Raw genomic sequence first — 26,845 nt, forward strand, 5'->3', positions numbered from 1 at the left:
GGCGGGCATGCCTCACCCCCTCACCACCCCGATCATGCTCATGACCGAGGCCTCCGGGAGCGAGACCAACCCCTGCGACGCCGACGCGCGGCTGTGCGACTGGACCTGGGAGCGCACCAGCGACGCGTCGCTGTCCACGGTGGTCGACTGGATCGTCGGCAAGCCGCTGGCCCTGGCCGGCCTGGTGATCATCGGGCTCGTGGTGCGGTGGGCGCTCCACCGGCTCGTCGACCGGATCGTCCGCAGGGCCGAGCACGGGATGCTGCCCGACCGCCTGAGCCGCGCCATCTCGGGCGGGCGCATGGGCGCGGCCCTCAACCTGCGTGAGGACCCGGGCTACACCAGGCGGGTGCAGCGTGCGGCGACGATGGGCTCGCTGCTCAAGAGCGTCATCACCGGTGTCGTCCTCACCGTGGTCTCACTGATGGTCATCGCCGAGCTCGGCTACGACATCGGCCCGCTGATCGCCAGCGCCGGCATCATCGGCGTCGCCATCGGGTTCGGCTCGCAGGCGCTGGTCAAGGACTTCCTGTCGGGCATCTTCATGATCTTCGAGGACCAGTACGGCGTCGGCGACGAGGTCGACCTGGGTGAGGCCTCCGGCACCGTGGAGGCGGTGGGCCTGCGCGTGACGCGGCTGCGCGACGTCAACGGCACCGTCTGGTACGTCCGCAACGGCGAGATCCTCCGGGTCGGCAACATGAGCCAGAACTGGGCACGCACCGTGCTCGACGTCGGGGTGGCCTACGGCGAGGACCTGGCCCGCGTGCAGCGCGTGCTGGCCGACGTCGCGCACGACCTCTGGCAGGACGAGGACTTCACCGGTCGGGTCATCGAGGAGCCGTCGGTGTGGGGCGTGCAGGAGCTCGGCCCGGACGGCGTGCTGGTGCGCGTCGCCCTGAAGACCGCGCCGCTGGAGCAGTGGGCCGTGGCCCGCGAGATGCGCCAGCGGATCAAGGCCCGGTTCGACCTGGAGGGCATCGAGATCCCGTTCGCCCAGCGCGTGCTGTGGATCCGCGACCAGCAGCGCCCCGAGGCCCCGTCCGCTCCCGACGACGCGCACCCGCCGGCGCGGGGTCCGGCGCAGACCGAGGCCGAGATCGCGCCCACCGGGGAGACCCCGTCCTGACGCGGCTGGGGTGGCACGGGAGGATGGTCGCGTGACGACGACCTTCTACGACGAGATCGGCGGCGAGGAGACGATCCGCCGGATCGTGCACCGCTTCTACGAGGGCGTCGCCGACGACGAGGTCCTGCGCCCGATGTACCCCGAGGAGGACCTCGGCCCCGCCGAGGACCGGTTCGCCCTGTTCCTCATCCAGTACTGGGGCGGCCCCACCACGTACGGCGACACGCGCGGCCACCCGCGGCTGAGGATGCGCCACGCGCCGTTCAGCGTGACGCCGGAGTCGGCGCAGCACTGGCTGCGGCACTTCCGCGCCGGTCTCGACGAGGCCGGCCTCACTCCCGAGCAGGACGAGCGGTTCTGGGACTACGTCACCCACGCCGCGCAGTTCATGGTCAACTCCCCGGACTGAGCTCCCCCGCGAGGTCGCGCAGCACGTCGGGCACGGGCGCCGGACGCCCGGTGGCGCTGTCCATGCACACCCCGACCACCCGCGCACGGGCCAGCACCTCCTCGCCGTCGCGCACCACCGAGTCGAAGACGACCGACGTGGTGCCGATCCGTGAGATCCAGGTGCGGCAGTCGTAGGGCTCGGGGCGGAACAGGATCGGGCGCCGGTAGTCGACGTCGACCTGGGCGACCACGAGGTGGTGCCCTTGCCCCAGCTCGGCGCCGCTGGCCATCATGAGCTGGATCCGCGCCTCCTGGAAGTACTCGAAGTACTTGACGTTGTTGACGTGGCCGTAGACGTCGACGTCGCTGAAGCGGAGGTGCACCGAGTAGCGCCCGCCGGGCACGTCGACGACGTCGGGCAGCCTCGGCGTACGCACGGGCTCGTCCGGCTCGAGCAGCCGCCCCAGCGACTCGCGCTCCTCGGCGTGCAGGCGCCGCGGTCGCTCGGTGGAGAAGACGTAGGGCGTGAGCACGGTCCGGGCGCGGACGTAGACCGTGCGCTCGCCCGACGCGTCCTCCTCGAAGACCTCGTAGGCCATCGTGAAGCTCGCGGCGCGGATCTCGGTCACCCAGCACTCGATCGAGACCGGCTCGGAGCCGAAGGTCAGCGACGAGAGGTAGGTGACCTCGTGCCGCACCACCACGACCCCCTCGGCCAGGTCGTCGGCCCGGCTCGCAGGGGCGTGGGTGCGGAACATGTCGACCCGCGCCTCCTGGAGGTAGTCGACGTAGGTGACGTTGTTGACGTGGCCGAGCAGGTCGAGGTCGGCCCACCTCAGGGGGCAGCGATAGAGATGACGCACGTGCCGATCGTCGCAGACGACGACCCCACCCTGCGCCGACCTGGCGCCCCGTGCCGCACTAAGGTGCGATGGCACACCCGCACGACCTCCCACCACCCACCGAGCCACCGGAGTCCTCCATGCCCGAGGCAGTGATCGTTTCCGCAGCCCGCTCCCCCATCGGACGCGCCAACAAGGGCTCGCTCAAGGACTTCCGCCCCGACGACCTCACCGCCCTCGTGGTGCAGGCCGCCCTGGAGAAGATCCCGGCGCTCGACCCCGCCGCGATCGAGGACCTGCTCCTCGGCTGCGGGCTCCCCGGTGGCGAGTCGGGCAACAACATGGCGCGGGTGGTCACCACGCTGCTCGGCCTCGAGGTCCCCGGCGCGACCGTGACCCGCTACTGCTCGTCGTCGGTGCAGACCACCCGGATGGCGTTCCACGCGATCAAGGCCGGCGAGGGCGACATCTTCGTCTCCGCCGGCGTGGAGACCGTGTCCCGCTTCGCCAAGGGCACCTCCGACCACATCCCCGACACGCGCAACCCGCGCTTCGAGGACGCCGCCGCACGCACCGCCGAGTACGCGAAGGGCGGGCGCGACTGGCACGACCCGCGCGAGGACGGCGAGCTGCCCGACATCTACATCGCGATGGGCCAGACGGCCGAGAACGTCGCCCGGCTGCGCGGCCTCGACCGCAAGGAGCTCGACGAGTTCGCCGTCCGCTCGCAGAACCTCGCCGAGAAGGCGATCGCCGACGGCTTCTGGGAGCGCGAGATCACCCCCGTCACCACGCCCGATGGCACCGTGGTCAGCAAGGACGACGGCCCCCGCGCCGGGGTGACCTACGAGGCCATCGCCGCCCTCGACCCGGTCTTCCGCCCCGACGGCGTGGTCACCGCCGGCAACTGCTGCGCGCTCAACGACGGCGCCGCCGCGGTGGTCGTCATGTCCGACACCAAGGCCGCCGAGCTCGGCCTGACGCCGCTGGCGCGCATCGTGTCGACCGGCGTCTCGGGCCTGTCCCCCGAGATCATGGGCCTCGGCCCCGTCGAGGCCACGAAGAACGCCCTCAAGCACGCCGGCATGAGCATCGGCGACATCGACCTCGTCGAGATCAACGAGGCCTTCGCCGCCCAGGTCGTCCCGTCCTACCAGGACCTCGGCATCGACCTCGACCGCCTCAACGTCAACGGCGGCGCGATCGCGGTCGGCCACCCCTTCGGCATGACCGGCGCCCGCCTGCAGAACACCATGCTCAACAGCCTCGACTGGCACGACAAGTCCACCGGCCTGATCACCATGTGCGTCGGCGGCGGCCAGGGCATGGCGATGATCCTCGAGCGGCTCTCCTGAGGAAGTCCCGCCCCCGCCAGCACTACGCTGGCCCCATGACCACGACGGGGGAGCCGCGCTGGCTCGACGACGACCAGCAGCACTCCTGGCGCGCCCTGATGATGGGCATGACGCTCCTCGAGGAGCGCCTCGACGACGACCTGCGGCGCGAGTTCGGCATGTCGCTGACCGAGTACGAGGTGCTGGTCCGGCTCTCCGAGCGCCCCGGGCGGGCGATGCGGATGGCCCAGCTCGCCGACGCGATGGCCCACTCGCGCAGCCGGGTGACGCACACCGTCGCCCGGATGGAGGCCGCGGGCTACGTCACCCGCGGCACCACCCCGGAGGACGGGCGCGGGGTGGTGGCGACCATGACCGACCAGGGCTACGAGCTGCTGGTGCGCGCGGCGCCGTGCCACGTCGAGAGCGTGCGGCGCAACATCGTCGACCTGGTGCCCGAAGAGGACTTCGCCGCCGTCGGGCGGGTGTTCAACCGCGTCGCCGACCACCTGGTCAACCGGCACCCGGAGTCGGAGATCCGGCCCGCCTGACCACTCCGCCGTACGCACGCCGGACGGCGGGCGAACGCGCGCCGGGTCGCCGGCCGGCGGGCGTCGCGCGCCGCCGGCCGACGGAGCCGGTCAGTCGCGGGTGAGCCGGCGGTGGGTGACGCGGTGCGGACGGGCCGCCTCGATGCCGAGCCGCTCGACCTTGTTCTGCTCGTAGGATGCGAAGTTGCCCTCGAACCAGAACCACTTGGCCGGGTCCTCGTCGTCGCCCTCCCACGCCAGGATGTGGGTCGCCACGCGGTCGAGGAACCACCGGTCGTGGGAGGTGACCACGGCGCAGCCCGGGAAGTCGAGCAGCGCGTCCTCGAGGGACGACAGGGTCTCGACGTCGAGGTCGTTGGTGGGCTCGTCGAGGAGCAGCAGGTTGCCGCCCATCTTCAGCGTCAGCGCCAGGTTGAGGCGGTTGCGCTCGCCGCCCGACAGGATGCCGGCCTTCTTCTGCTGGTCGGGGCCCTTGAAGCCGAAGGAGGCGACGTAGGCGCGGCTATTCATCTCGAAGTTGGCGACCTTGATGAAGTCGAGACCGTCGGAGACGACCTCCCAGACGTTCTTGTGCGGGTCGATGCCGCCGCGGGACTGGTCGACGTAGGACAGCTTGACCGTCTGGCCGACGGTGAGGGTGCCCTCGTCCGGCTGCTCCGAGCCCGTGATCATCCGGAAGAGCGTGGTCTTGCCGACGCCGTTGGGGCCGATGACGCCGACGATGCCCGCGCGGGGCAGCTTGAAGGACAGGTCGTGGATCAGCGTGCGGTCGTCGAAGCCCTTGCCGAGCCCCTCGGCCTCGAGCACGATGTCGCCCAGGCGCGGGCCGGCAGGGATGTTGATCTCGGAGGTGTCGATCTTGCGCATCCGGTCGGCCTCGGCCGCCATCTCCTCGTAGCGGGCCAGACGCGACTTGCTCTTGGCCTGGCGGGCCTTGGGATTGGAGCGGACCCACTCCAGCTCCTTCTCCAGCATCCGGGCGCGCTTGGCGTCCTTCTGGCCCTCGACCTTGAGCCGGTCCTTCTTGGTCTCGAGGTAGGTGGAGTAGTTGCCCTCGTAGGGGTGTGCCTTGCCGCGGTCGAGCTCGAGGATCCACTGCGCGACGTTGTCGAGGAAGTAGCGGTCGTGGGTGACGGCGAGGACGGCGCCGGGGTAGGAGGCGAGATGGCCCTCGAGCCACTGCACCGACTCGGCGTCGAGGTGGTTGGTGGGCTCGTCGAGCAGGAGCAGGTCGGGCTGCTGCAGGAGCAGCTTGCACAGCGCCACCCGGCGGCGCTCACCACCGGAGAGGTTGTCGACCAGGACGTCGGGCGGCGGGCAGCGCAGGGCGTCCATGGCCTGGTCGAGGCGGCTGTCGAGGTCCCACGCGCCGGCGTTGTCGAGCTCGGTCTGGAGGTCGCCCGTCTCCTTCATCAGGGCGTCCTGGTCGGCGTCGGGCTCCCCCATCTCCATGTAGGCCTCCTCGAGGCGCTTCATCTTCGCCTTGAGGTCGCCGACCGCCTCCTCCACGTTCTCCAGGACGGTCTTGCCCTCGGTGAGCGGCGGCTCCTGCTGGAGCATCCCGACCGTCGCCTCGGGGTCGAGGATGGCGTCGCCGTTGTTGGCGTGGTCGAGCCCCGCCATGATCTTGAGCAGCGAGGACTTGCCCGTGCCGTTGGGGCCGACGACTCCGATCTTGGCGCCGTGGAGGAACGACAAGGTGACGTTGTCGAGGACGACCTTGTCGCCGTGGGCCTTGCGCACATTGCGCAGTGTGAAGACGTACTCAGCCATGCGGCCGAGCCTACGGGGAAGCGACCCCCGGCCGACAATCGCACCGACGCGCAAGGCCCCCGGTCAAGCGGCCTGCTGGCCGCCCTGCTCCCCGCCCTGCTGCCCGCCCTGCTGCCCGCCCTGCTGCATGGCCTGCTCCCCGGCCTCCCCGCCGACCTGCGACGCCGAGTCTCGCGACTCGGCCGGCGCCGCCTTGGTGAAGCTGGTCGTGCCCTGGGAGAGGTCGTGGCCGACGGCGGAGGCCACCACCTCGAACGAGGTCTGCGGCGCACCGTCACGCTCCCACACGTCGGCCACCAGCCGCCCGTGGACGACGACCGGGTCGCCGCTGTGCAGCGAGGAGGCCGCGTGGCGGGCCAGCCGGTTCCACGCCTTGACGGTGTGCCACGACGTGGCGCCGTTGACCCACTCGCCGTCTCGGTAGCGGCTCGGCCTGCACGCCACACGGAACGTCGCGACGGCGCGACCGTCGGCGATCTCGCGCAGCGTCACGTCGCCGCCGACCCGGCCGGTCAGGGTGATCTGGGTGTCGTACATCGGTGCCTCCTGGCTCGGGCGACGGCCCTCCCGCCGCGATCACCCAAGGCTCGCCGCCCCGGCCGACAGGACGGGCCGCCCCGGCGCGAGGCTGGGGACAACCCGCCGTCGGCGCGGCCTGGGGACGTTCTCCGGCCCGCGAGTGGTCAGCGCAGGGCGGCGGCGAGGCCCTCGCGGACGGTCGCGTAGCAGGCCAGCTCGGCCTCGATCGGGGCGACGACCAGCTCGGCGGACACCTCCGAGATCGCATCGCGCAGCCGCTTGTCGGCCGTGCGCGCCCGCTTGCGCGCGGTCGCGGCCACCAGCCAGCGGCACACGAGGGCGAGGAGCAGGCCCAGCCCGATCCCGCCGAGCAGCAGCAGGGTGGGCAGCGGGAAGGCGCCGACCTCCGGCGTGGGCGGCTCGGGCAGCCGGGCGTAGGACCCGAGCGCGAGCAGGGCGAGCCAGCCGGCTCCGACGATCGCGGCGAGGATCAGGACGTACTGCAGGACGCGCACCAGCCCGGCCCACGCCGGGATCCTGGCGGCGCCGAGGTCGACGCCGGCCACGGCGCGGTCGAGGCGGTCGCCGAGGTCGGGCAGGCGCGACACCGACGCCGCGCGCACGGCCGCGGCCCACGGCGGCGCCATGCCCTCACCCACCTGGTCGGCCAGCGCGCGCACCTCGGTGTCGATCCGGGCACGCTGCACCCCGGTCGCCTTCGGGACGGAGGTGCGTGCGGTGCCGGTGAGCTCCTTGCCGGCCGCGCCGAGGTCGAGGTGGAGGCGCTTGAGGGGGTCGGGCTTGAGGCGCGAGAACCACGCCGTGACCGGCCAGCCGGTCGCCCGGTTGGCGCGGATGCGGGTGGAGTCGGCCACGGCCTTGACCACGGTCGGGACGCCGGCCGCGTCGGCGAACGCGTCGTCGAGCGCCGCGACCCGCTCCTTGGACAGCGACGGCACCTTGCCCGTGCCGGTGGCCTCCTCGAGGCGCTGGGCGGCCGAGCGGACGTCGGCCTCGAGCCGCGCCCGGGTGAGCTTCTTCTCCGCCACCCGCTTGGCGATCATGCCGCGGAGCTCCTCGATGCCCCAGCCCTGGCGGGCACTGACGGGCAGCACCGGGACGCCGGAGAGGCCGTCGGCCTCCAGCAGGCGCCGCACGTCGTCGACCATGCCGGCACGACGGTCCTCGGGCACGGTGTCGATGTGGTTGAGGACGACCAGCATCACGTCCTGGTGGCCGGCGAGGGGCTTGAGGAAGCGGTCGTGGATGGCGGCGTCGGCGTACTTCTGCGGGTCGAGCACCCAGACCAGCATGTCGGCGAGCTGCACCAGCCGCTCGACCTCGAGGTGGTGGGAGACCTCGGTGGAGTCGTGGTCGGGCAGGTCGAGCAGCACGACACCGCGCATCTCGGCGTCCTCCTCGCCCTGGGAGAGCATCGAGTCGCGGGTGACCTGGTGGCGCGGCGGGATGCCGAGCCACTCCAGCAGCTCCTCGGCGCCCTCCTTGCCCCACACGACGGCAGTGGCCCACGACGTGGTGGGACGGCGTACGCCGACCGCGGCGAGCTCGAGCCCGCTGAGGGCGTTGAACGTCGAGGACTTGCCCGAGCCGGTGGCGCCGCCCAGCGCGACGACCGTGTGGTCGGCCGACAGCTTGAGCCGGCTCGCGGCGCGCGCGGCGACCGCGGTGGCGTCGTCGACGACGTCGTCGTCGACCCGGCCGCGGGCCGCCTCGGCTGCGCGCTCGAGTCCGTCGACGCGTGCGCCGATGTCAGAGCTCCTGGTGACCAGCTTCTTGGCCCCTTCGAGCAACGACGTCATGTCTCCCTCACGGTCCGGGCTGCGGTGCTTGTGACCACAACCCTAGGGGGCGTCGTCACCACCACCCGACACCCGGGGAGGTCGCTGCGCCTCCGCGAAGCGCAGGTCGTCGACCTTGCGCGCCGCCGCCCGCATCCGCTCGGGCGACTCGGGGGCGATCTGGAGGCTGTCGAGCAGGTCGGTGTAGCGCCGGCGCTCGGAGTCGAGCAGGTCGTTGACCGAGGCCTCCAGACGCTGCCGGGCCCGCTCGGCGAGCGAGCGCACGGCCTGGTCGCCGAAGACGGCCTCGAGCAGCTTCTGCCCGAGGATCGCCGACCCACCGGCGATGCCCGCCTCGGCGCCGGTCACGCCGGCGGTGTGGGCGAACACCACGATCATCAGCGCGACAGAGAGGCCGTTGACGCCGAACGCGAGGAAGCGCGCGGTCGAGCGCTTCTCGGCGCCCTCCGTGCGGACCATGTCGAGGACGTCGGACTGCCAGTCGCGCACGGCGCGCTCGGCGCGGCGGCGGAAGTCGCGCGAGGCCCGGCCGAGGTCCTCCCCGGCGTCGCGCAGCAGGGCCTGCCCGGCGGCGGTGCCGTGCCACGAGGCCTCGGCCCGCTCAGCGGCCGCCTCGGCGTGCTCGAGGATGAGCGTCTCGAGGCCCGACTCGACGGCGACCGTGACCCGCTCGGCCTGCTGGGGCTTGCCCTTGACCGCGTTGACGACGCGGTCGCGGATCCAGCCGACCCGGGTCTCCAGCGTGCGCAGCAGCTCGCCGGTGCCGACGAACTCCTGCCAGCGCGCCAGCACCTCGCCGCGCAGCAGGGTGCCGTCGGCGGAGGCCTCCCCCACCGCCGTGACGGCACGGTCGTAGGCCTCGTTGGCGTCCTCGCGGAGGCGGCGGACGGCGTCGACCTGCTCGGTCGCCGCGTCGGCCACGGCGTGCGTACGACGCGCCAGCGTGCGGATCGCGCCGTCGAGGGTCTGCTGCACGACCGACTGGCGCGCCTCCTGGTCCTCGGCGAGCGCGCGCAGCCACTGCCGGATCTCCCTCACCGACGACGAGGCCAGCAGGCCCATGTCGGAGACCTCGCCCTCCTCGACGACGAAGAGCGGCGAGTCCTTCAGGCCGCGGCTCGCCAGCATCCGGGCCAGGTGCGTGGTGATGGTGTCCACGGCCTCGGGCGGGGTGCGGTCGAGCACGATCGCGACGGCCGCCGAGCGCTCGGCGGCCTTGCGCAGGAAGTCCCACGGCACCTGGTCGGCGTAGCGCGCGGCGGAGGTGACGAACAGCCACAGGTCGGCGGCGGCGAGCAGCTGGGCCGCCAGCACGCGGTTCTGCTCCTCGACCGAGTCGATGTCGGGGGCGTCGAGGATCGCCAGCCCGGGCGCCATCACGGGCGAGGGCACGAGCTGGAGCGCGGCGGGGTCGTTGGTCTGCCGGTCGACGCGCTCGAGCTCGGGCAGCAGCCGGTCCTGGCCGAACCACTTGGCGTCGGACGGGTGGTGCACGAGCACCGGCGAGCGGGTCGTGGGACGCAGGACGCCGGGGGTGGTCACCCGGGTGCCGACGAGGGAGTTGACGAGCGTGGACTTGCCTGCGCCGGTGGACCCGCCGACGACCGCGAGCAGTGGCGCGTCGAGGGTCATCAGCCGCGGGATCACGTAGTCCTCGAGCTGGTCGACCATCTCGGCCCGCGCGGCCCGCTGCTCCGCGGCGCCGGGGAGCTCGAGCGGCAGCCGGGCCTCCTGCAGCGCCCCGCGCAGCCGCACGAGCGCGGTCACCATGGCGGTCGTGGTGTCGTCGTCGCGGCGTCCCGGCGTCGGCTCGGCCGGCTGCTGGTCGGCGGGCTGACCAGGGGTCGCGTCGTCGTTGTCGTTCATCGGGTGGGGACCACCTGTCCGGGGAAGGAGATGTAGGGGCGGATCCGGCGGAGCTCGTCGACGTGCTCCTGTCCGCGCGCGGCGAAGTCGTCGGGCGCCGTGCCGCGCAGGTAGCGGTGGTGGAGGTAGCCGAGCTCGATGGCGGCGGCCTGGTAGTCGCGCATGGCGCGCTCGGCGAGCGGGCCGCCCTGCTGGCGTGCCCAGCGGCGGGCGTGGCGGCGGGCGCGCAGGTCGACCAGCCACGGGATGTCGGTGGCGGGGAGCAGCCCGCGGTCGGCGGCGTCCTGGAGGGCGAGCGCGAGCATCGGGCGCTCGGAGCGGCGGCGGTAGACGGCGAAGGCGACGACCCCGACGAACGCCGGGAACATCAAGGTGCCGTAGACGACGACGAAGTCGCCCGTGCCGGTGAGCGTCGAGGTGTTCCAGACCCCGTGGAGGAAGGCCGCGAGCAGCAGCCCCACGAGCGGCGCGAGGAGCCGCACCGACGTCCGCCGCGACGCGATGGCCAGGCCGACGCCGATGCCGATGAACGCCGTGAAGAACGGGTGGGCGAAGGGGCTGATCAGGCAGCGCACGACGAACGTCGCGGTGAGCGCCGTCGTGCCGCCGGGGCCGAGGCCGTCGGTGCCGTCGTAGGCGGCGGCGAGGAAGAGGATGTTCTCGGTGTAGGCGAAGCCGATGCCGACCATCCCGGCGTAGACGATGCCGTCGAGGACGCCGTCGAGCTCGTGGCGCCGCCACCAGAGCAGCAGGAAGAGGAAGGCGCCCTTGGCCAGCTCCTCGGTGACAGGGGCGACGACGCTGAGCGTCTCGGGCTCGCTCGCGCCGCCGGCGAAGCTGATGCCCTGGAAGACGATCGCCGCTCCCGTGGCGGCGAACGCGCCCCACAGCAGGCCGGCCAGGAGCAGGTTGCGCGGCTCGGGCTCGTAGCGGTCGAGCCACATGAAGCAGCCGACCAGCGGGCCGACCGGGATCGCGGCGAGGAGTGCCGCCAGCGCCAGCGACCCGGGAGCCCCGGAGAGTGCGATGACCGCGGCCATGAGGAGGCCCCCGAGGAGGACCAACGCAGCCACCACGACGGTGAACGCGACACTGTCGCGACGGCCTCGTTGCATGGACTCGACCCTAACGGAGCAGCGTCCGTCCGCCGGTGCTGGCGCACCCGTCGGGAGGGACGGCGCGCGGTCGGGTCGACGCCCCGGCCCGGCGTAGAGTGGCCGCGTGAGCGAGCCGACTGCCGAGATCCCCGCCGAGAGCGTCCAGACCCCCGACGCCGACGAGCACCCCCGCACCGAGTCGCACGACCCCGCGGTCCCCGCCGCCTACGCCGCCTTCATGCGCAAGGGCTGGGGCGACCGGGCGCTCGACATGCCGCGCCACCCGGTGGCCGACCTCGCCGCCGCCCGTCGCGCGCGGCTCGCCGACGCCTTCCCCGACGACCGGCTCGTGCTGCCCGCCGGCACCTACAAGGTCCGCGCCAACGACACCGACTACCGGTTCCGGCCCGACACCGCCCACACCTACTTCTCCGGCAACCAGACCTCCGACGCGGTCCTGGTGATCGAGGACGGCGGGTCGGTGCTCTATGCCCGGCCCCGCTCCGAGCGCGACACCGACGAGTTCTTCCGCGACCGCCAGTACGGCGAGCTCTGGGCGGGCCGCCGGCCGTCGGCGCAGGAGATCTCCGACTCCCTCGGCATCGAGGTCCGCCACGTCAAGGACCTGCCGTCCTTCGACGACGACCGCAAGACCCGCGACCTCACCCGCGACGAGGACCTCGCCCGCGTCGCCGACGAGCTGCGCCTGGTCAAGGACGACTGGGAGATCGGCGAGCTGCAGGAGGCGTGCGACATCACGGCCCTCGGCTTCGACGACTCGGTGCGCGAGTGGGACCGCGTCCTGGAGTTCGGCGAGCGCTGGATCGAGGGCACGTTCTTCCGCCGCGCCCGCGCGATGGGCAACGACATCGGCTACGACTCGATCTGCGCGGGCGGGTCCCACGCGACCACCCTGCACTGGATCGACAACACCGGCGCGATCGAGCCCGGCAAGCTCGTGCTGCTCGACATGGGCGTGGAGGGACGCAACCTCTACACCGCCGACGTCACCCGCACCCTGCCGGTCGACGGCCGCTTCACGCCGCTCCAGCGCGACCTCTACGACCTCGTGCAGCAGGCGCAGCAGGCCGGCATCGACGCCGTACGCCCGGGCGCGGCGTTCCTCGCCGCCCACCACGCCGCGATGGAGGTGCTCGCGCACGGCCTGGAGGACCTCCAACTCCTGCCGGTCTCCGCGGAGGAGGCGCTCGACCCGGAGTCCAAGCTCTACTCGCGGTGGACCCTCCACGGCACCTCGCACATGCTCGGCATGGACGTCCACGACTGCGGTCGCTCCTCGGCCGACATCTACCCCAAGGGCGACCTCGCCGAGGGCATGGTGCTGACCGTGGAGCCTGGTCTCTACTTCCAGGAGGACGACCTGCTCGTCCCCGAGGAGCTGCGCGGCATCGGCATCCGCATCGAGGACGACATCCTCGTCACCGCCGACGGTCACCGAAACCTCTCGGCCTCGCTCCCCCGCACCTCGGCCGACGTCGAGGAGTGGATGGGCTCCCGCATCGGTGGCTGACCCGCCGCCTGCGCCCAGCCTCCGCGTCGTCGACGGCGTGCCGCGCTGCCACCACTACGACGCCTTCCGCTGTCGCTCCTGCACCCTTCTCGGGATCCCGCGCGAGCGCCAGCTGTCCGACAAGGAGGCCCACGCGCGCTCGCTGGTCGACGCCGGGGCGTGGCTGCCGACCGTGGCCGGGGCGGACGTCGGCTTCCGCAACAAGGCCAAGATGGTGGTCGGGGGCACCGTCGAGGCGCCCACCCTCGGCATCCTCGACCGCGACCTGGCCGGCGTCGACCTGCGCGACTGCGGCCTGCACTCCGACGGCCTGCGCGCGAGCCTGCAGCGCGTCGCCGCCTGGATCGCCGAGGCCGGGCTGACGCCGTACGACGTCGCGACGCGCCGCGGCGAGCTCAAGCACGTGCTGCTGACCGAGTCGCCCGACGGCGAGACGATGCTCCGGCTCGTGATGCGGTCCACGGCACTGGAGGCACGCATCCGCTCCCGCCTGCCCACGCTGCTCGAGGCGGTGCCGGCGCTGCGGGTCGTGACGGTCAACGTCCAGCCGGAGCACAAGGCGGTGCTGGAGGGCGAGCGCGAGATCGTGCTGACCGACGCCGGGGTGCTGCCCATGCGGCTGGCCACCGGGGTGACGCTCCGGCTGGGGCCGCGGTCGTTCTTCCAGACCAACACCCCGGTCGCGGAGGCCCTGTACGACCAGGCCCGCGCCTGGGTGAGCGACCTGCCCGACGTCCGCACGGTCTGGGACCTCTACTGCGGCGTGGGCGGCTTTGCGCTCCACCTCGCTTCCGAGGGCCGCGAGGTGCTCGGCGTCGAGGCCTCCGCCGACGCGGTCGGGGCGGCGAGCGCCACTGCGGCCGCGTCGGGCGCCCCGGCCCGGTTCGTCGCGGCCGACGCGACGGCGTACGCACTCGCCGCCGGCACCGTGCCCGACCTGGTGGTCGTCAACCCTCCCCGGCGCGGCATCGGCGCCGAGCTCGCCGGATGGCTCGAGTCCTGCGGGGTGCGCCACGTCGTCTACTCCTCGTGCAACGCGCAGTCCCTGGCCCGCGACCTCGCCCTCATGCCGTCGCTGCGGCCCGTGGAGGCGCGGGTGCTCGACATGTTCCCGCACACCACGCACTACGAGGTCATCACGCTGCTGTCGCGGTGAGCGGGCGCGCTCAGGGCCCGGACGGACGGTGTGAGGCGGGTCACGGGAATCGACGGACGCCGGGCGGGGTTGTGCCTCTCGTGCGCCCATCCCTCCTCGTCCCCGCGACCGTCGGCGAGCTGCTGACGCAGCGTCGCGCGGTGGACCTGGCGCGCACCCAGAGCGCCCTCTGTCGCTGACCGCGCGCCCTCAGACCGTCTCCCGCACCACCCGGTCCCGGCGCCCGCGTCGACGGGCTGCCTCTCGGAAAGGCTATCTTTTCAGTATGACTACTTCTGTTACGGCCGACAAGAAGCGCACCCGCTTACGGCTCCCCTCGTTCGGCACCCAGGTCCTGATCGGACTGGTGCTCGGCGTGGTCCTCGGCCTCGTGGCCCGCAGCATGGGCGCCGACGGCGTCGACGCCGGCACCGGCGAGGTCGACCCCAACTGGCTGACCGAGACCCTCTCCACCGTGGGCGGCACGTTCGTGACCCTCCTGCGGGCGGTGGTGCCTCCGCTGGTCTTCCTCGCGATCGTCGCCTCGATCGCCAACCTCCGCGACGTCGCGGGCGCCGCCCGACTGGCGTGGCGCACCCTCATGTGGTTCGCCATCACCGCCCTCATCGCGGTCGTCATCGGCATCGTGCTGGGCCTGGTGCTGCAGCCCGGCGACCACACCAGCGTCACCTCCGAGGCGGCAGCGGCGCCGTCGAGCACGGGCTCGTGGCTCGACTTCCTGACCGGCCTGGTGCCGGCCAACGTGCTGGGTCTCGAGGGCTCGGCGTCCGACGACGGCTCGGTGGGGCTGTCGTTCAACGTGCTGCAGATCCTCGTGGTCTCCATCGCCGTCGGCATCGCGACCCTCAAGGTCGGCGAGGCAGCGGAGCCGTTCCTGGCCTTCGTCCGCTCCGCGCTGGCGGTCGTCCAGAAGGTGCTGTGGTGGATCATCCTGCTCGCCCCGATCGCGACCGTCGGCCTGCTCGGCAACGCCGTCGCCAGCTACGGCTGGGACGCCCTGGGCTCGCTCGGCATGTTCACCGTCGCGATCTACGCCGGGCTGGCGATCGTCATCGCCGGCGTCTACCCCGCCCTGCTGCGCCTCAACGGCCTCTCGGTCCGCCAGTTCTTCTCCGGCGCTTGGCCGGCGATCTCCCTCGCCTTCGTGTCCCGGTCCTCGATCGGCACCATGCCGGTGACCGAGTCGGTCACCGAGCGCAACCTCGGCGTGCCCCGCGCCTACGCGTCGTTCGCCGTGCCGCTGGGCGCGACCACCAAGATGGACGGCTGCGCCTCGATCTATCCCGCGATCTCGGCGATCTTCGTGGCGCAGTTCTTCGGCCTCGACCTCTCGATCACCGACTACGTGCTGATCGCGTTCGTCTCCGTGATCGGCTCCGCCGCGACGGCCGGCGTCACCGGCGCCACCGTGATGCTCACGCTGACGCTGTCCACGCTCGGCCTGCCGCTCGAGGGCGTCGGCCTGCTCCTGGCGATCGACCCGATCCTCGACATGGGCCGCACCGCGGTCAACGTCACCGGCCAGGCGCTGATCCCGACCATCGTCGCCAAGCGCGAGGGCATCCTCGACCAGTCGACGTACGACGCCCCCCGCGGGCGCGAGGCGTGGCGCGAGGACGCCGACACCGACGCGAGGGGCGTCACGCCCGCCGCTGCCTGACCGTCTGCCGCCACCACGGCCCGCGCTCCGCAACCACCTTGCGGAGCGCGGGCCGTGCGCTACTGGGATACTGACCGCGCCCAGCCCCCGTGGCGCAACGGATAGCGCAACGGCCTTCTAATCCGTGGGTTGCAGGTTCGAGTCCTGCCGGGGGCGCCACAGGTCACCGACACGCCCGGCGGCGTCCCCGCGGATGCCGCCCGGCTCCGCCAGAGTGGTCGTCAGGCCCCGCCACGTATGAGGTAGCGGGGCCTTCACCTTTGCCCGCGCCGCCCGGCCGGTGGAGCTGGCGGGCCGCTACCGGGCGGCGTACGCGTCGATCTCCGCGCCGATGCGCGCCTTGACGTCCGCCGGCGCGAACGAGGCGTCGACGGCGGCCCGCGCGAGAGCGGCGACACCCCGCTCGTCGAGGTCGAGAAGGCGCGCGGCCACCTCGTAGTCGTGGTTGAGGGTGGTCGCGAACATCGGCGGGTCGTCGGAGTTGATCGTCACCACGACGCCGGCCTCGACGAACGTGCGGAGCGGATGGTCCTCGATGCGGTCGATGGCGCGCGTGGCGACGTTGGACGTCGGACACACCTCGAGCACCACGCCGGTGTCGGCGAGGTGGGCGAGCAGGTCGGGGTCGGTCGCGGCCGAGCAGCCGTGACCGATCCGCTCGGCGCCGAGCAGCCGCACCGCGTCCCAGACCGTCTCCGGCCCGGTGGTCTCACCCGCGTGCGGCACCGACCGCAGCCCGGCGGCACGTGCGGTGTCGAAGTGCTCGCGGAACTGCGCCCGCGGCACCCCCACCTCGGGTCCGCCCAGCCCGAAGCCGACGAGCGCATCGGTGCGGTGCTCGAGCGCGTACCGCAGCGTCGCATCGGCGGCCGGCAGACCGGACTCCCCCGGGATGTCGTAGATCCAGCGCAGCACCAGCCCGAAGTCGCGCTCGGCGGCGATCCGCGCGTCCTCGATCGCCTCGGTGTAGGCCTCGATCGGGACGCCGCGCAGGACGGAGGTGTAGGGGGTGCAGGTCAGCTCGGCGTAGCGAAGGTTCTGGCCCTCGGCCATGTCGCGGGCGACCTCGTAGGTCAGCAGCCGCACGTCCTCGGGTGTGCGGACAAGGTCGACCACGGAGAGGTAGACCTCGATGAAGTGGGCGAAGTCGCGGAACGTGAAGAACTCCCGCAACGCCTCCAGGTCGGACGGCACCCCCGCGTCGGGGTGGCGCGCCGCGAGCTCGGAGACGATCCGCGGCGACGCCGACCCGACGTGGTGCACGTGCAGCTCGGCCTTGGGCAGGCCCGCGACGAACGACTGGAGGCTCACGCCCCGCAGTGTCGCAGGGCGCGGGTCAGCTGGTGGGCCCGACCATCGCCTCGGCGATCTCGGCGAGGGTCTGGCCCTCGACCTTCTTGCCGTCGACCAGCACCGTCGGCGTGGACTTGATCCCGGCCTTCGACGCGGCCTCGCCGGCAGCGTCGACCCAGCCCTCGAAGGCCATGTCCTCGATGCCGGGACGCACGGCGTCCTCGTCGGCACCGGCCTCGACGGCCCACGCGACGAGCTGGTCGTCGTCGGGGAACGGGCCCGACTCCGAGGGCTGGTTGTCGTAGAGCAGGTCGTGGAAGGACTTGGCGACCTCGGGTCCGGACGTGTCGAGCACCACGGCGAGGGCGTTGGCCGCCTTCGGGGAGAAGTCGCTGATCCGCTCGAGGAACGGCAGCGCCCGGAACTCGACCTTGACCTCGCCGGCCTCGACGGCCTCGTCGAGCTGGTCGCCGACGGTCTGCTCGAGCTGGCCGCAGAAGGGGCACAGGAAGTCCTCGTAGACCACGATCGACTTCGGCGCGTCGTCCTCACCGAGGACCAGCCCGTAGTCGTCGCTCGCGCCAGCGGGAGCGGTGTCGGGCTTGTCGGAGCCGAGGTTGCTGATCAGGAAGTAGCCGCCCACGACGAGGACCAGCACACCGGCGATCAGCCCGAAGCGGGTGAGCTGCTCCTTGCGCTTGGCCTTCTTGCGTCGCTCCTCGGCCTGGGCACGGGCCCGCTCGGTCCGCGCCCGCCGCGCCTCCCGCTTGGCCGCGGTGGCGGCCTTCTCCTCAGCGGTCCTGTGCGTGGTCTTCTTCTGCGCCATCGAGGCTTCCTTCGTGGTCGGAGGTGTCATCGGTCGGGGGGTGGGTGCCGGGATCGGCGGTCGAGGCGAACAGCACGTTGTCGAGCGCCAGCCGGGACGCGGGGCGGACGACGAGCCACCCGCTCAGCGCCATCAGGACGACGTCGCGGGCGATCTCGCGGGGGTACTTCGCAGCGGCGTCGGGGATCTCGCCCCCGCCGCCGAAGCAGCCGCAGTCGATCGACAGCCCGCGCGCCCACGCGCTCGAGATCCCGATGATGAAGGCCAGGTAGAGCAGCGCGGAGACGACGGAGCTGCCGCGCACCAGCACGCCCAGGATCAGGCAGAGCCCGATGACCACCTCGAGCACGGGCAGCAGGTGCCCCACGGCAGGGACGATCGCCTCGGGCAGCAGGTCGTAGGCCCGCACGGCGCGCACGCTCTCGGCGGGATAGGGCAGCTTGAGCGCCCCCGCCACGACCCACACGCCTCCCGCCGCCAGACGAGCGACGAGGCCGAACCAGTCCTTCACGCCCATGACCCTAGGAGGTGAGGCTGAGTCGTCCCTGAGAACCCCCCAGTAGGGTGACACGTCGTGAGCGACAGACTGGTGTGGATCGACTGCGAGATGACCGGCCTCGACCTGGGCGCTGACGCGCTCATCGAGGTCGCGGCCCTCGTCACGGACTTCGAGCTGAACGTGCTGGGCGAGGGCGTCGACGTCATCATCAAGCCCTCCCAGGAGGCGCTCGACCAGATGGTGGAGTTCGTCCGCTCGATGCACGAGAAGTCCGGGCTGCTCGACGAGCTCGCCGCCGGGACCACGCTGGCCGACGCCGAGCAGGAGGTGCTCGCCTACATCAAGGAGCACTGCCCCGACGGGAGCCGGCCCCCGCTGGCCGGCAACACCGTCGCCACGGACCGCGCGTTCCTCGCCCGCGACATGCCCGGCCTCGAGTCGTTCCTCCACTACCGCATCGTCGACGTCTCCTCGATCAAGGAGCTCTCGCGCCGCTGGTATCCCCGGGCCTACTTCGCGGCCCCGACCAAGCGCGGCAACCACCGCGCGCTCGCCGACATCCAGGAGAGCATCGAGGAGCTGCGCTACTACCGCGAGGCCGTCTTCGTGCCCCCGCCCGGCCCCGACAGCGCCACCGCCCGGGAGATCGCGGCCCGGCACGGCGGCCAGCTCACCGGCCTCGGCCCGGACGCGGACGCCGATTCCGGCTCTCCGGACTGAGTGCCCTACACTTCTCGTCGTCCACAGCGCGAGCTGAGGGACATGGTGGGTATAGCTCAGCTGGTAGAGCGCCGCCTTGTGGTGGCGGATGTCGCGGGTTCAAGTCCCGTTACTCACCCCAGGCAGATCGAGCCCCCGACCGGATCCGGTCGGGGGCTCGATCGTCGTACGGGGCGGCCCGCTCAGACCTCCACCACGACGACGGCGTAGTTGTCCGGCGCCCCGGCGGCCAGGACGGCCGCCTCCACCGACGCGGCGACCTCGTCCGGCTCCCCCGGTGCGGTGAGCAGCTCGGCCAGCAGTCGCGGCTCGAGCACCGCGTGGACGCCGTCCGTGGTGAGCACCAGCCGCTCCCCCGGGGAGACCGGGCGCACGGACAGGTCGGGCGCGGTCGGCGTGCCGTGCCCCAGGGCGCGGTTGAGGATGGCCGGCGACGGCTGGTCACCGGCCTCCTCCGGCGTGATCCGTCCCTGGTCGAGCATCGACTGCACGACCGTGTGGTCGTGGGTGAGCCGGACGAGCCCGTCCTCGCCGACGGCGTACGCGCGCGAGTCGCCGACGTGGGCGACCAGCGCGCGGTCGCCGACCAGGAGCAGCGCGGTCAGGGTGGTGCCGCTGTCCGGCGCACCGTCGTCGGCACGGCGGGCCACGGCGTCGGCGGCAGTGCGGACCGCCGCGTCCACGGCCCCGAGCGGGTCGGCACCGGCGGGCGCGGCATCCAGCGCCGCGAGGGCGTCGAGGGCGACCCCCGCGGCCCCCTCGGCGTCCCCGAAGCCGTCCGCCACGGCGAAGAGCCGCTGGCCCGTGACCTGCCCAGCGATCCGGTGGGTGCGGGGATGGACGGCGTCGAGCTGGGCGTCGCGCGCCCCCCGCCCGGCGCGGTGGGCGGACCTCGGGGTCCGCGTGGTGGTCTCGGTCGTGTCGGTCATGGCGTGACGTCCTCTCATCTGGGCGAGGAGCGACGCGACGATGCTGCGGGCCGATGCGGTGTCGGCCTCGACCCCGCGCCAGTAGGACAGCAGCTCGGCCGCCGCCACCTCACCCGTGGGCGCACCGGCGACCGCCGCGATGGTGCGCAGCGGCACCCCGGCCACCCGCAGCCGGGCGACCAGGCGCGCGTGGTCCACCTGGTCGGCGGTGTAGCGGCGGTAGCCCGTGCGCTCGTCGACCTCGGCCGGAGTGACCAGCCCGAGGTCGTCGTAGAGGCGCAGCGCCTTGGCGCTGAGCCCGGTCGCCCGGGCGAACTCACCGATGGACAGCATCGTCGTTCCTCTCCTGCCGGCGACCCTGCGCCGCCGGCTGCCCGAGCGTGTGCCCTGCCCCTGCGGCAAGGTCAAGCGCGGCGCTGCGGGATCCGCAGCGGCAGCGGCGGTCCGCCGATCGGGTTCGCCTCCGCGACCTGGTCCATGGCGTCGATGAGGTTGCGCATGTTGATGATGAGCGCGCCGTAGACGGGCCACTCGGGCGAGCGCTCGGTGGAGCGCAGCTCCTCGGTGAACTCCACCAGCCGGCGGCGCACGTCGAGCAGCGCCGCGGGGTCGGCGGCGCTCGTCGCCCGGCCGGCGTCGCCGAGCATGGAGATCCACGGGACGGCGAAGGAGTCCCCCCACGTCTCGCGGTGGGCCCGCTGGCCGCCGAGGGTGCGCGCCAGGCTCCGGGTCTCGGCCACCGCCTGCTCCATGCGGCGCAGCAGCTCGTGCCACTCCTCCGGGTTCCTCATCGGGCGCGCCGAGCGGCGCGGGTTCATCCGGGCGCTCTCCTCGGCCTGCCGCACCAGCGCCCAGGCGTGGTCGAGGTCGGCGTCGATGTCGCGGGTGCGGTCGACCCAGCCCGTGACGTCCTCGTCCTGGCACCCGTCGCCCAGACCGCCCGCCATGTCGACGAGCAGGTCACCGATGCTCTCGTCGACGCGCTCGAGCGCCTTGGCCGCGGTGTGCCGGCGCAGGGGCGGCCAGACGAGGACGTTGACCAGCAGGCCGACACCCACCCCGATCGCGGTGTCGAGCAGGCGCGCGACGAGCATCACGTCGTCATCGAAGCCGGTGGTGAGCACCACGAGGCCCGTCGTCGCGATGGTGGTGGCCTCGGCGCCCAACCACGGGACGGCCCCCAGCACGAGTGCGACGACCAGCAGCAGGGTGACGGCCCAGGTGCTCAGCCCCAACGCCTCGCCCACCAGCGTCGCGAGCAGCACGGCGACGACGGTGGCCGCGACCTGCTGCATCCCCTTCGAGAACGTGCGGTAGACGGTGGCGTGGACGACGAGCAGCGCGGACCAGGGCGCCAGGAACGGCTGGGGCAGGTCGAGGACGCTCGCCGCGATGACCCAGGCGGCGACCGCCGCCAGCACGGTCTTGAACAGCTGCAGGACGTCGTTCCACCAGATCGGGTCAGCGAGCCGGTCGTCGACGCGCTCCCTCCACCTCGTCCTCCGCTTCTCCCTCACCGACGCTCCTCTCCTCGGCGGACGACCCTACGACTCCCGCCGAGGCGCGGTCTCGCGACCAGCCGCGAGTGCATACCACCGGGGGGGTATCTCTCGGTTTCGGTGCGCCTGTCCCACGGCGATAAAATCGGCTGTGGACGAAGCACCCTGAGAGGACCGCATGTCACACCGCACGCCCGAGATCACCGTCGAGGAGTACGCCGCCGAGCGCGACAGCGGCGTCACCGTGGACGTCCGTGAGACGAGCGAGTACGTCGAGGGCCACGTGCCGGGGGCGCTCTCCGTGCCCATGGGCCAGCTCCCGTCCCGCCTCGGCGAGCTCGACCGTGGCGCCCGCGTGCACGTGATCTGCGCCTCGGGCAACCGGTCGAAGGCGATGACCGACCTGCTGGTGGCCAGCGGCTTCGACGCGGTGTCGGTGGCCGGCGGGACCAAGGGCTGGCTGGCGTCCGGGCGCGAGGTCGTGGTGGAGAAGTGACGGCGTTCCCCGCCCTCGTCTGACCCACCCATCCCTCACCGAGGAAGAGGTACGACATGTGTCGAGCAGTCCGCTGCAAGACCTGCGGCAAGACCACGTGGGCCGGCTGCGGCCAGCACATCGGTCAGGTCAGGGCCGGCGTCCCCGCCGGCCAGTGGTGCAACGGCCAGCACACCGCGGAGGAGAAGGCCGCCGCGGGGGCGGGCAAGGGGTTCCTCTCACGGCTCCTCGGCCGCTGACCTCACGGGTGGTAGGCCGCCGGGTGGGATCGCGGGGTCGCGAGCAGCACCGGGCAACCGGACTCCCGGAGCACCGCGCGCGCGATCGGTCCGACGTGCGACCCGATCGGCACGAGCGGGTCGTGGCGACCGATGACCAGCAGCTCGGCGTCGAGTGAGGCCCGCACCAGGCAGTCGGCCGCGCGGCCCTGCTCGATGCGCACCTCCGCGTCGGTCGCCGCGGAGAGGTCGCCGACACGGTCCAGCGCGGACAGCACCTCGGCCCGTACGGAGTCCGACCAGCGCCCGACCTCCTCGGCCCTGGTGACCCCCTCGTAGGGGCGCGGCAGGGACCACGCGTGGACGACCCGCAGCTGCGCGCCGCGCGCGTGCGCCTCGGCCAGGGCCGCGCGCAGCACCTCGTCGGAGCGCTCGGGCACGTCGACTCCCGCGACCACGACGCGCTGCGCCCCGTCGGGACGCCACCCGCTCGGCACGGCCACGACCGGCACCCGCAGGTGCGCGGCGACGCCGCCGGCGACCGTGCGGTTGACGATCCGCGAGAGCCGCGACAGGTGCCGGTGCTCCAGCACGACCATCCGCGCCGACCGTCCGGCCTCGACCAGCGAGCCGACCGCCGTGCCACGGACCAGCTCGTGGGTCACGGGCACCGCTCCGTCGACCAGGCCCTCGGCCCGCTTCACGGCGTCGGCGAGGTGCTCGACGCCCCAGGCCTGGAGATCGGCGGCGACCAGCCAGGCCTCCGGACCGGCCGGCGCCAGGTCGAGGGCGTGCAACAGGTGCAGCCCGCACCCTGCGCGTACGGCCTCGGCGGCCGCGAACGCCAGCGCGGACTCCACGTCCTCGGGCCCGACCCCTACCACGATCCTGGGTCCGCGGGTGGCGGTGAGCTGCTCGGTCATGACGTCCTCCTCGACTGGTGCTGTGCCTCCACTCTTCGCCGCGCGGGACGCGGGACGAAGGGTCCTTGGACCCCACCCCGGCGGCGAAGGGCCTTGCTGCGGGCGCCCCGCGGCGGGCACGGCCGGCCGCCGGTCGGAGCGCCCGGGGGACTACGTTGGTGCGGTGGACCAGGGCACCGGCAGCTATGACGTCGTGGTCGTCGGCGGCGGGCACAACGCCCTCGTCAGCGCCGCCTACCTCGCCCGCGCCGGCCTCTCGGTGGTCGTGCTGGAGCGGCTCGGGCACATCGGCGGCGCCGCCGTGTCGGTCGAGCCGTTCGCCGGTCACCCGGCCCGGCTCTCCCGGTACTCCTACCTGGTGAGCCTGATGCCGCAGCAGCTGATGGCCGACCTCGACCTCGACGTCCGGCTCGCCTCGCGCACCACGGCGTCGTACACGCCCTGGACGCGCGCGGGCCGCGACGGTGGGCTCCTCGTCGAGCGACCCGAGGGCGAGGCGACGCGCGCGTCGTTCCGCGAGCTCACGGGCGGCGACGACGAGTACGCCGCCTGGCAGGCCTTCTACGACGAGGTGGGCCGGCTCGCCGGCGTCGTCGCGCCGACCCTGATGCAGCCGCTGCCGCTCGAGCGCGAGCTGCGCGACCGGGTCGACGAGCGCATCTGGGCCGACGTCGTCGAGGAGCCGCTCGGGCGCGCGATCACCCGGCGCTTCGCCGACGACACGGTGCGCGGGGTGGTCGCCACCGACGCGCTGATCGGCACGTTCGCGTCGATGGACGACCCCTCCCTCGTGCAGAACCGGTGCTTCCTCTACCACCTCATCGGCAACGGCACGGGCGAGTGGCGGGTGCCGATCGGCGGGATGGGCGCGGTGACCGACGCCCTCGCCCGGGCGGCCGTCGAGGCCGGTGCCGAGATCGTGACCGGGGCCGGCGTCAGCTCCATCACCCCCGGCGCGGACGGCGCCGAGGTCACCTGGCACGACGGGGAGCGCGAGCACGCGGTGACCGGTCGGCGGGTGCTGTCCGGGGTCGCGCCCTGGGTGCTGCGGATCCTGCTCGGCGAGGGCGAGGACGCCGAGACCAAGCCGTCGGGCTCTCAACTCAAGATCAACGTCCTGCTCGACCGGCTGCCCGCCCTCAGGTCGGGCGTCGACCCGACCGTCGCGTTCGCCGGCACGCTGCACCTCGCCGAGGACTACTCGCTCCTCGAGCAGGGGTACGCCGCCGCGGCCGGCGGCTCGGTGCCCGACCCGCTGCCGGGCGAGGTCTACTGCCACAGCCTCACCGACCCCTCGATCCTCGGCGACCGGGCCGGCTCGGCGCACACCCTGACCTACTTCGGCCTGCACACCCCGGACGGGCTCTTCGACGCCGATCCCGGCGCCCGCGACGTCGCCGTCCAGCGGGCCCTCGCCTCGATCGACGCGGTGCTGGCCGAGCCGCTCGCCGACTGCATCGCCACGGACGCCGACGGCCGGCCGTGCGTGGAGGCGAAGGTGCCCCAGGACGTCGAGCAGGACCTCGCCATGCCGGGCGGGCACATCTTCCACGGCGACCTGGAGTGGCCCTGGGCACCCAACCGCTCCCGCCTCGACACGCCGGCCCGGCAGTGGGGCGTACAGACCGAGCACGACACCGTCCTGCTGTGCGGCTCCGGCGCGCGACGCGGCGGAGCGGTGTCGGGCCTGGGCGGGCACAACGCCGCTCAAGCGGTCCTGGCCGAGCTCTGAGCCACCTCGATTTCGCGTGCCGATGGCCACGGGGTAGAGTTCTACTCGCTTCACCGCGCGCGCCATTAGCTCAATTGGCAGAGCAGCTGACTCTTAATCAGCGGGTTCGGGGTTCGAGTCCCTGATGGCGTACCGAACACAGCAGAGGCCCTTCCGGAGAGATCCGGAAGGGCCTCTGCCGTTCTGCGCGAGCTCTTCGTGCACCTGCTCGCCCGTTGGCACGGGAGGGTGCGCCGTCACCGGTCCCGCGCGGCCGCTGTTCGGCGGACGCAGCCAGGTCGGGACCTTCGGGCGCCCAGGTCGGGACCTTGTGCTTGTGGGTGCAACTCGTCGGCCCGTCAGAGTGGGGGATGCGAACGGCAGCCGCCTCCGCAGCCCCGTCGATCCGCCGGGGACGCGGCCGTCCGTTCCGCCGACTCGGCAACGACACCGGCGGACCCGGGGCGACAGTCCGGCGCAACCGCTTCCCACCCGGGAGCCGCCGGCAGCGAGAGCGAGGCGCAGGTGAACGGGCACGCGGTACCCACGACGGCTCGGGAGCGCCTGGCGCGCGAGCAGCAGCAGCGCGAGCGCCGACGCCGACAACTACAGGCTGCCGGCGGGGCCATCGTCGCGGTCCTGCTGGTCGCCGTCGTCGTCGTGGTGGTGGGCGCATCCGGACGCGCGGGAGGCCCGAGCACCGCAGCGGACACCGCTCGCGACACCTCGTCCACGACGCCGCGCAACACGGAGGGTCCCGCGATCCCCGTCGGCAGCGGCAACGCCCCGGTCATCGTCGACGTGTTCTACGACTACCTGTGCCCGTACTGCGCGGACTTCGAGGCCGCCAACGGCGCCGAGCTCGACGCCCTGGTCGAGGAAGGCGTCGTACAGCTCAACCTGCGGCCCCTGTCGTTCCTCGACCGTGCGTCATCGGGCACCCAGTACTCGACGCGTGCCGCCAACGCCGTCGCCACCGTCGCGGACTCAGCACCCGACCGCGTTCTCGATTTCCACGCCGCGCTGTTCGCCTCGCAGCCGACCGAAGGCGGCGCCGGCCACACCGATGACGAGATCGCGGACCTGGCCGTAGCGGCCGGCGTGCCGCAGGACACCGCGGCCCGGTTCGCCGAAGGCGCGTACGCCACGTGGGTCGCAGACGTCACCCAGCACGCGTTCGACTCCGACGGCATCACGGGCACCCCGACCGTCCGGGTGGACGGTGTCGTCTTCGACGGCAACCTCTACGCGCCCGGTGACCTCACCGAGGCGGTGCGGGCAGCCGCGGGGCGGTCGGACCGATGACCGCCTCGCGTTCCGCCGCCGCCGGCAGTCGCATCCCCCGCGGCCGCGGGAGCAGCAGCAGCGCGCCCCGGGCGGGTGTCGCGTCCGACCGCGGCGACTGGGCGATGATGCTGGCCGGGGCGGTCGTGAGCCTGGTCGCCTCGTTCGTCCTCGCTGTCGACGCGCTCGAGCTGGCCGCCAACGCGAGCGCGGAGTTCGGCTGCAACATCAACGCCGTCATCAGCTGCGGCACCGTGGGCAGCTCGTGGCAGGCGTCGCTGTTCGGGTTCCCCAACGCCTACCTGGGCCTGGTCGCCGAGCCCGTGGTCATCACGCTGGCCGTCGCCAGCCTTGGAGGGGTCAGGTTCCCCCGGTGGTTCATGCTCTGCGCCCAGGCGGTGTACGCGCTCGGCGTCGTCCTGGCGTACTGGCTGTTCTACCAGGGGCTCTTCGCCATCGGCGCGCTGTGCCCGTGGTGTCTGCTGGTCACGGTCGCGACCACGCTGGTCTTCTTCGAGATGACGCGGATCAACATCCGGGCAGGACACCTCCCGCTTCCGCCGCGGGCCCAGAGAGCGCTCGAGGAGGCGGTGAGCGCACGACTCGACGCGATGGTGGTCGTCGCGTGGCTGCTCGGACTGGTCCTGGTGGTGGTGCTGCGCTACGGCGACGCACTCTTCGCGTGATGCCGCCTCGCTGTGGGACTCGGTGCGGGGGCAGCGGCGACCGGACCCCACTCGGGCGCGCCAACGAGACGCGTTGACGTAACGCGAACTTGG

General features: G+C 72.9%; 25 protein-coding genes and 3 tRNA genes. 16 read left to right on the forward strand and 12 right to left on the reverse strand.

The genetic code is table 11. The features are described from left to right. Window positions 1–7: 7 nt before the first annotated feature. A complete protein-coding gene (locus AC3X7Z_RS02070; protein WP_241005158.1) occupies window positions 8–1,129 on the forward strand; it encodes a mechanosensitive ion channel family protein in 1,122 nt (373 codons plus the stop codon). 31 nt (window positions 1,130–1,160) lie between these two features. Next, entirely contained in the window at window positions 1,161–1,538 is a 378-nt protein-coding gene (locus AC3X7Z_RS02075) for a globin (protein ID WP_186340768.1), read from the forward strand. On the opposite strand, the gene AC3X7Z_RS02080 is transcribed toward AC3X7Z_RS02075, so the two are convergent. Continuing rightward, entirely contained in the window at window positions 1,522–2,382 is an 861-nt protein-coding gene (locus tag AC3X7Z_RS02080) for an acyl-CoA thioesterase (protein WP_489974845.1), read from the reverse strand. The genes AC3X7Z_RS02075 and AC3X7Z_RS02080 overlap by 17 nt on opposite strands. 119 nt (window positions 2,383–2,501) lie before the next feature. On the opposite strand from AC3X7Z_RS02080, the gene AC3X7Z_RS02085 reads away from it, so the two are divergent. Next, entirely contained in the window at window positions 2,502–3,716 is a 1,215-nt protein-coding gene (locus AC3X7Z_RS02085; RefSeq protein ID WP_489974846.1) for an acetyl-CoA C-acetyltransferase, read from the forward strand. A 35-nt stretch (window positions 3,717–3,751) separates the two neighbouring features. After that, window positions 3,752–4,246, forward strand: a complete 495-nt coding sequence (locus tag AC3X7Z_RS02090) for a MarR family winged helix-turn-helix transcriptional regulator (protein WP_186340765.1) — start codon at window positions 3,752–3,754, stop codon at window positions 4,244–4,246. A 90-nt stretch (window positions 4,247–4,336) separates the two neighbouring features. On the opposite strand, the gene ettA is transcribed toward AC3X7Z_RS02090, so the two are convergent. The 5 genes from ettA to AC3X7Z_RS02115 form a co-directional block, all read right to left on the reverse strand. Next, window positions 4,337–6,019 carry an energy-dependent translational throttle protein EttA gene (ettA, locus tag AC3X7Z_RS02095; protein WP_186340764.1) on the reverse strand — a complete coding sequence of 561 codons (1,683 nt, stop codon included), beginning with the start codon at window positions 6,017–6,019 and terminating at the stop codon, window positions 4,337–4,339. Between the two features lie 63 nt (window positions 6,020–6,082). Further along, window positions 6,083–6,556: a single-stranded DNA-binding protein gene (locus AC3X7Z_RS02100; protein WP_489974847.1), complete on the reverse strand. Its 474-nt coding sequence runs from the start codon at window positions 6,554–6,556 to the stop codon at window positions 6,083–6,085. 146 nt (window positions 6,557–6,702) lie between these two features. Next, window positions 6,703–8,358, reverse strand: a complete 1,656-nt coding sequence (locus AC3X7Z_RS02105) for a YfjP family GTPase (protein ID WP_489974848.1) — start codon at window positions 8,356–8,358, stop codon at window positions 6,703–6,705. A gap of 42 nt (window positions 8,359–8,400) precedes the next feature. Then, complete coding sequence (locus AC3X7Z_RS02110; RefSeq protein WP_489974849.1) at window positions 8,401–10,224, reverse strand: dynamin family protein; 1,824 nt, start codon at window positions 10,222–10,224, stop codon at window positions 8,401–8,403. Continuing rightward, on the reverse strand, window positions 10,221–11,339 hold the full coding sequence (locus AC3X7Z_RS02115) for a PrsW family intramembrane metalloprotease (protein ID WP_186340761.1): 1,119 nt from the start codon (window positions 11,337–11,339) through the stop codon (window positions 10,221–10,223). The genes AC3X7Z_RS02110 and AC3X7Z_RS02115 overlap by 4 nt, the downstream gene beginning before the upstream one ends. A 106-nt stretch (window positions 11,340–11,445) precedes the next feature. Here AC3X7Z_RS02115 and AC3X7Z_RS02120 point away from each other — a divergent pair, with 106 nt between their 5' ends. From AC3X7Z_RS02120 to AC3X7Z_RS02135, 4 genes are all read left to right on the forward strand, one after another. Then, window positions 11,446–12,852: an aminopeptidase P family protein gene (locus AC3X7Z_RS02120; RefSeq protein ID WP_489974850.1), complete on the forward strand. Its 1,407-nt coding sequence runs from the start codon at window positions 11,446–11,448 to the stop codon at window positions 12,850–12,852. Further along, complete coding sequence (rlmC, locus tag AC3X7Z_RS02125) at window positions 12,845–14,008, forward strand: 23S rRNA (uracil(747)-C(5))-methyltransferase RlmC (protein ID WP_489974851.1); 1,164 nt, start codon at window positions 12,845–12,847, stop codon at window positions 14,006–14,008. The genes AC3X7Z_RS02120 and rlmC overlap by 8 nt, the downstream gene beginning before the upstream one ends. A gap of 265 nt (window positions 14,009–14,273) precedes the next feature. Beyond that, complete coding sequence (locus AC3X7Z_RS02130; protein WP_489974852.1) at window positions 14,274–15,668, forward strand: dicarboxylate/amino acid:cation symporter; 1,395 nt, start codon at window positions 14,274–14,276, stop codon at window positions 15,666–15,668. Between the two features lie 83 nt (window positions 15,669–15,751). Then, a tRNA-Arg gene (locus AC3X7Z_RS02135) sits at window positions 15,752–15,827 on the forward strand. Window positions 15,828–15,965: 138 nt separating this feature from the next. Here AC3X7Z_RS02135 and AC3X7Z_RS02140 read toward each other — a convergent pair. Genes AC3X7Z_RS02140 through AC3X7Z_RS02150 form a run of 3 tightly spaced genes read right to left on the reverse strand, consistent with a single transcriptional unit; the run spans window position 15,966 to window position 18,298 of the window. Continuing rightward, window positions 15,966–16,979 (reverse strand): adenosine deaminase, encoded by a 1,014-nt coding sequence (locus tag AC3X7Z_RS02140; RefSeq protein ID WP_489974853.1) that lies wholly within the window; start codon window positions 16,977–16,979, stop codon window positions 15,966–15,968. Between the two features lie 25 nt (window positions 16,980–17,004). Then, complete coding sequence (locus AC3X7Z_RS02145) at window positions 17,005–17,787, reverse strand: DsbA family protein (RefSeq protein WP_186340759.1); 783 nt, start codon at window positions 17,785–17,787, stop codon at window positions 17,005–17,007. After that, window positions 17,753–18,298, reverse strand: coding sequence for a MauE/DoxX family redox-associated membrane protein (locus AC3X7Z_RS02150; protein WP_489974854.1), 546 nt, complete (start codon window positions 18,296–18,298; stop codon window positions 17,753–17,755). The genes AC3X7Z_RS02145 and AC3X7Z_RS02150 overlap by 35 nt, the downstream gene beginning before the upstream one ends. A gap of 63 nt (window positions 18,299–18,361) precedes the next feature. On the opposite strand from AC3X7Z_RS02150, the gene orn reads away from it, so the two are divergent. Continuing rightward, entirely contained in the window at window positions 18,362–19,006 is a 645-nt protein-coding gene (gene orn, locus AC3X7Z_RS02155; RefSeq protein ID WP_489974855.1) for an oligoribonuclease, read from the forward strand. Window positions 19,007–19,051: 45 nt separating this feature from the next. After that, window positions 19,052–19,127, forward strand: a tRNA-His gene (locus AC3X7Z_RS02160). Between the two features lie 61 nt (window positions 19,128–19,188). Here the strand turns inward: AC3X7Z_RS02160 and AC3X7Z_RS02165 are convergent. Both AC3X7Z_RS02165 and AC3X7Z_RS02170 read right to left on the reverse strand, forming a co-directional pair. Continuing rightward, window positions 19,189–20,268, reverse strand: a complete 1,080-nt coding sequence (locus tag AC3X7Z_RS02165) for a MerR family transcriptional regulator (protein ID WP_489974856.1) — start codon at window positions 20,266–20,268, stop codon at window positions 19,189–19,191. Between the two features lie 71 nt (window positions 20,269–20,339). Continuing rightward, a complete protein-coding gene (locus AC3X7Z_RS02170; protein WP_489974857.1) occupies window positions 20,340–21,452 on the reverse strand; it encodes an FUSC family protein in 1,113 nt (370 codons plus the stop codon). Window positions 21,453–21,612: 160 nt separating this feature from the next. Here AC3X7Z_RS02170 and AC3X7Z_RS02175 point away from each other — a divergent pair, with 160 nt between their 5' ends. Together AC3X7Z_RS02175 and AC3X7Z_RS02180 are read left to right on the forward strand one after the other, a co-directional pair. Next, entirely contained in the window at window positions 21,613–21,930 is a 318-nt protein-coding gene (locus AC3X7Z_RS02175; RefSeq protein WP_186340754.1) for a rhodanese-like domain-containing protein, read from the forward strand. Window positions 21,931–21,986: 56 nt separating this feature from the next. Next, window positions 21,987–22,169: a DUF8730 family Cys-rich protein gene (locus AC3X7Z_RS02180; RefSeq protein WP_186340753.1), complete on the forward strand. Its 183-nt coding sequence runs from the start codon at window positions 21,987–21,989 to the stop codon at window positions 22,167–22,169. A 2-nt stretch (window positions 22,170–22,171) separates the two neighbouring features. Here AC3X7Z_RS02180 and AC3X7Z_RS02185 read toward each other — a convergent pair whose 3' ends face one another. Beyond that, window positions 22,172–23,071, reverse strand: coding sequence for a universal stress protein (locus tag AC3X7Z_RS02185; protein ID WP_186340752.1), 900 nt, complete (start codon window positions 23,069–23,071; stop codon window positions 22,172–22,174). 163 nt (window positions 23,072–23,234) lie between these two features. On the opposite strand from AC3X7Z_RS02185, the gene AC3X7Z_RS02190 reads away from it, so the two are divergent. The 4 genes from AC3X7Z_RS02190 to AC3X7Z_RS02205 all read left to right on the forward strand — a co-directional run bounded on the left by AC3X7Z_RS02190 (window position 23,235) and on the right by AC3X7Z_RS02205 (window position 26,752). Further along, window positions 23,235–24,803, forward strand: a complete 1,569-nt coding sequence (locus tag AC3X7Z_RS02190; protein ID WP_489974858.1) for a phytoene desaturase family protein — start codon at window positions 23,235–23,237, stop codon at window positions 24,801–24,803. Window positions 24,804–24,862: 59 nt separating this feature from the next. Then, window positions 24,863–24,935: transfer RNA gene (locus AC3X7Z_RS02195), tRNA-Lys, on the forward strand. Between the two features lie 372 nt (window positions 24,936–25,307). After that, the gene (locus AC3X7Z_RS02200) at window positions 25,308–26,087 is read left to right on the forward strand and encodes a DsbA family protein (RefSeq protein WP_489974859.1); all 780 of its coding nucleotides are present in this window, start codon (window positions 25,308–25,310) and stop codon (window positions 26,085–26,087) included. Then, window positions 26,084–26,752 carry a vitamin K epoxide reductase family protein gene (locus AC3X7Z_RS02205; RefSeq protein WP_186340749.1) on the forward strand — a complete coding sequence of 223 codons (669 nt, stop codon included), beginning with the start codon at window positions 26,084–26,086 and terminating at the stop codon, window positions 26,750–26,752. The genes AC3X7Z_RS02200 and AC3X7Z_RS02205 overlap by 4 nt, the downstream gene beginning before the upstream one ends. Window positions 26,753–26,845: the final 93 nt, after the last annotated feature.

The sequence above is a fragment of the Nocardioides sp. Z24_21 genome (genome assembly GCF_058134345.1).

Coding starts and splice junctions, on each gene's coding strand:
- AC3X7Z_RS02070 (WP_241005158.1), top strand. CDS start 8: ATGCCTCACCCCCTCACCACCCCGATCATGCTCATGACCGAGGCCTCC.
- AC3X7Z_RS02085 (WP_489974846.1), top strand. CDS start 2,502: ATGCCCGAGGCAGTGATCGTTTCCGCAGCCCGCTCCCCCATCGGACGC.
- AC3X7Z_RS02090 (WP_186340765.1), top strand. CDS start 3,752: ATGACCACGACGGGGGAGCCGCGCTGGCTCGACGACGACCAGCAGCAC.
- ettA (WP_186340764.1), bottom strand. CDS start 6,019: ATGGCTGAGTACGTCTTCACACTGCGCAATGTGCGCAAGGCCCACGGC.
- AC3X7Z_RS02100 (WP_489974847.1), bottom strand. CDS start 6,556: ATGTACGACACCCAGATCACCCTGACCGGCCGGGTCGGCGGCGACGTG.
- AC3X7Z_RS02105 (WP_489974848.1), bottom strand. CDS start 8,358: ATGACGTCGTTGCTCGAAGGGGCCAAGAAGCTGGTCACCAGGAGCTCT.
- AC3X7Z_RS02110 (WP_489974849.1), bottom strand. CDS start 10,224: ATGAACGACAACGACGACGCGACCCCTGGTCAGCCCGCCGACCAGCAG.
- AC3X7Z_RS02115 (WP_186340761.1), bottom strand. CDS start 11,339: ATGCAACGAGGCCGTCGCGACAGTGTCGCGTTCACCGTCGTGGTGGCT.
- AC3X7Z_RS02130 (WP_489974852.1), top strand. CDS start 14,274: ATGACTACTTCTGTTACGGCCGACAAGAAGCGCACCCGCTTACGGCTC.
- AC3X7Z_RS02145 (WP_186340759.1), bottom strand. CDS start 17,787: ATGGCGCAGAAGAAGACCACGCACAGGACCGCTGAGGAGAAGGCCGCC.
- AC3X7Z_RS02165 (WP_489974856.1), bottom strand. CDS start 20,268: ATGCTGTCCATCGGTGAGTTCGCCCGGGCGACCGGGCTCAGCGCCAAG.
- AC3X7Z_RS02175 (WP_186340754.1), top strand. CDS start 21,613: ATGTCACACCGCACGCCCGAGATCACCGTCGAGGAGTACGCCGCCGAG.
- AC3X7Z_RS02180 (WP_186340753.1), top strand. CDS start 21,987: ATGTGTCGAGCAGTCCGCTGCAAGACCTGCGGCAAGACCACGTGGGCC.
- AC3X7Z_RS02185 (WP_186340752.1), bottom strand. CDS start 23,071: ATGACCGAGCAGCTCACCGCCACCCGCGGACCCAGGATCGTGGTAGGG.
- AC3X7Z_RS02205 (WP_186340749.1), top strand. CDS start 26,084: ATGACCGCCTCGCGTTCCGCCGCCGCCGGCAGTCGCATCCCCCGCGGC.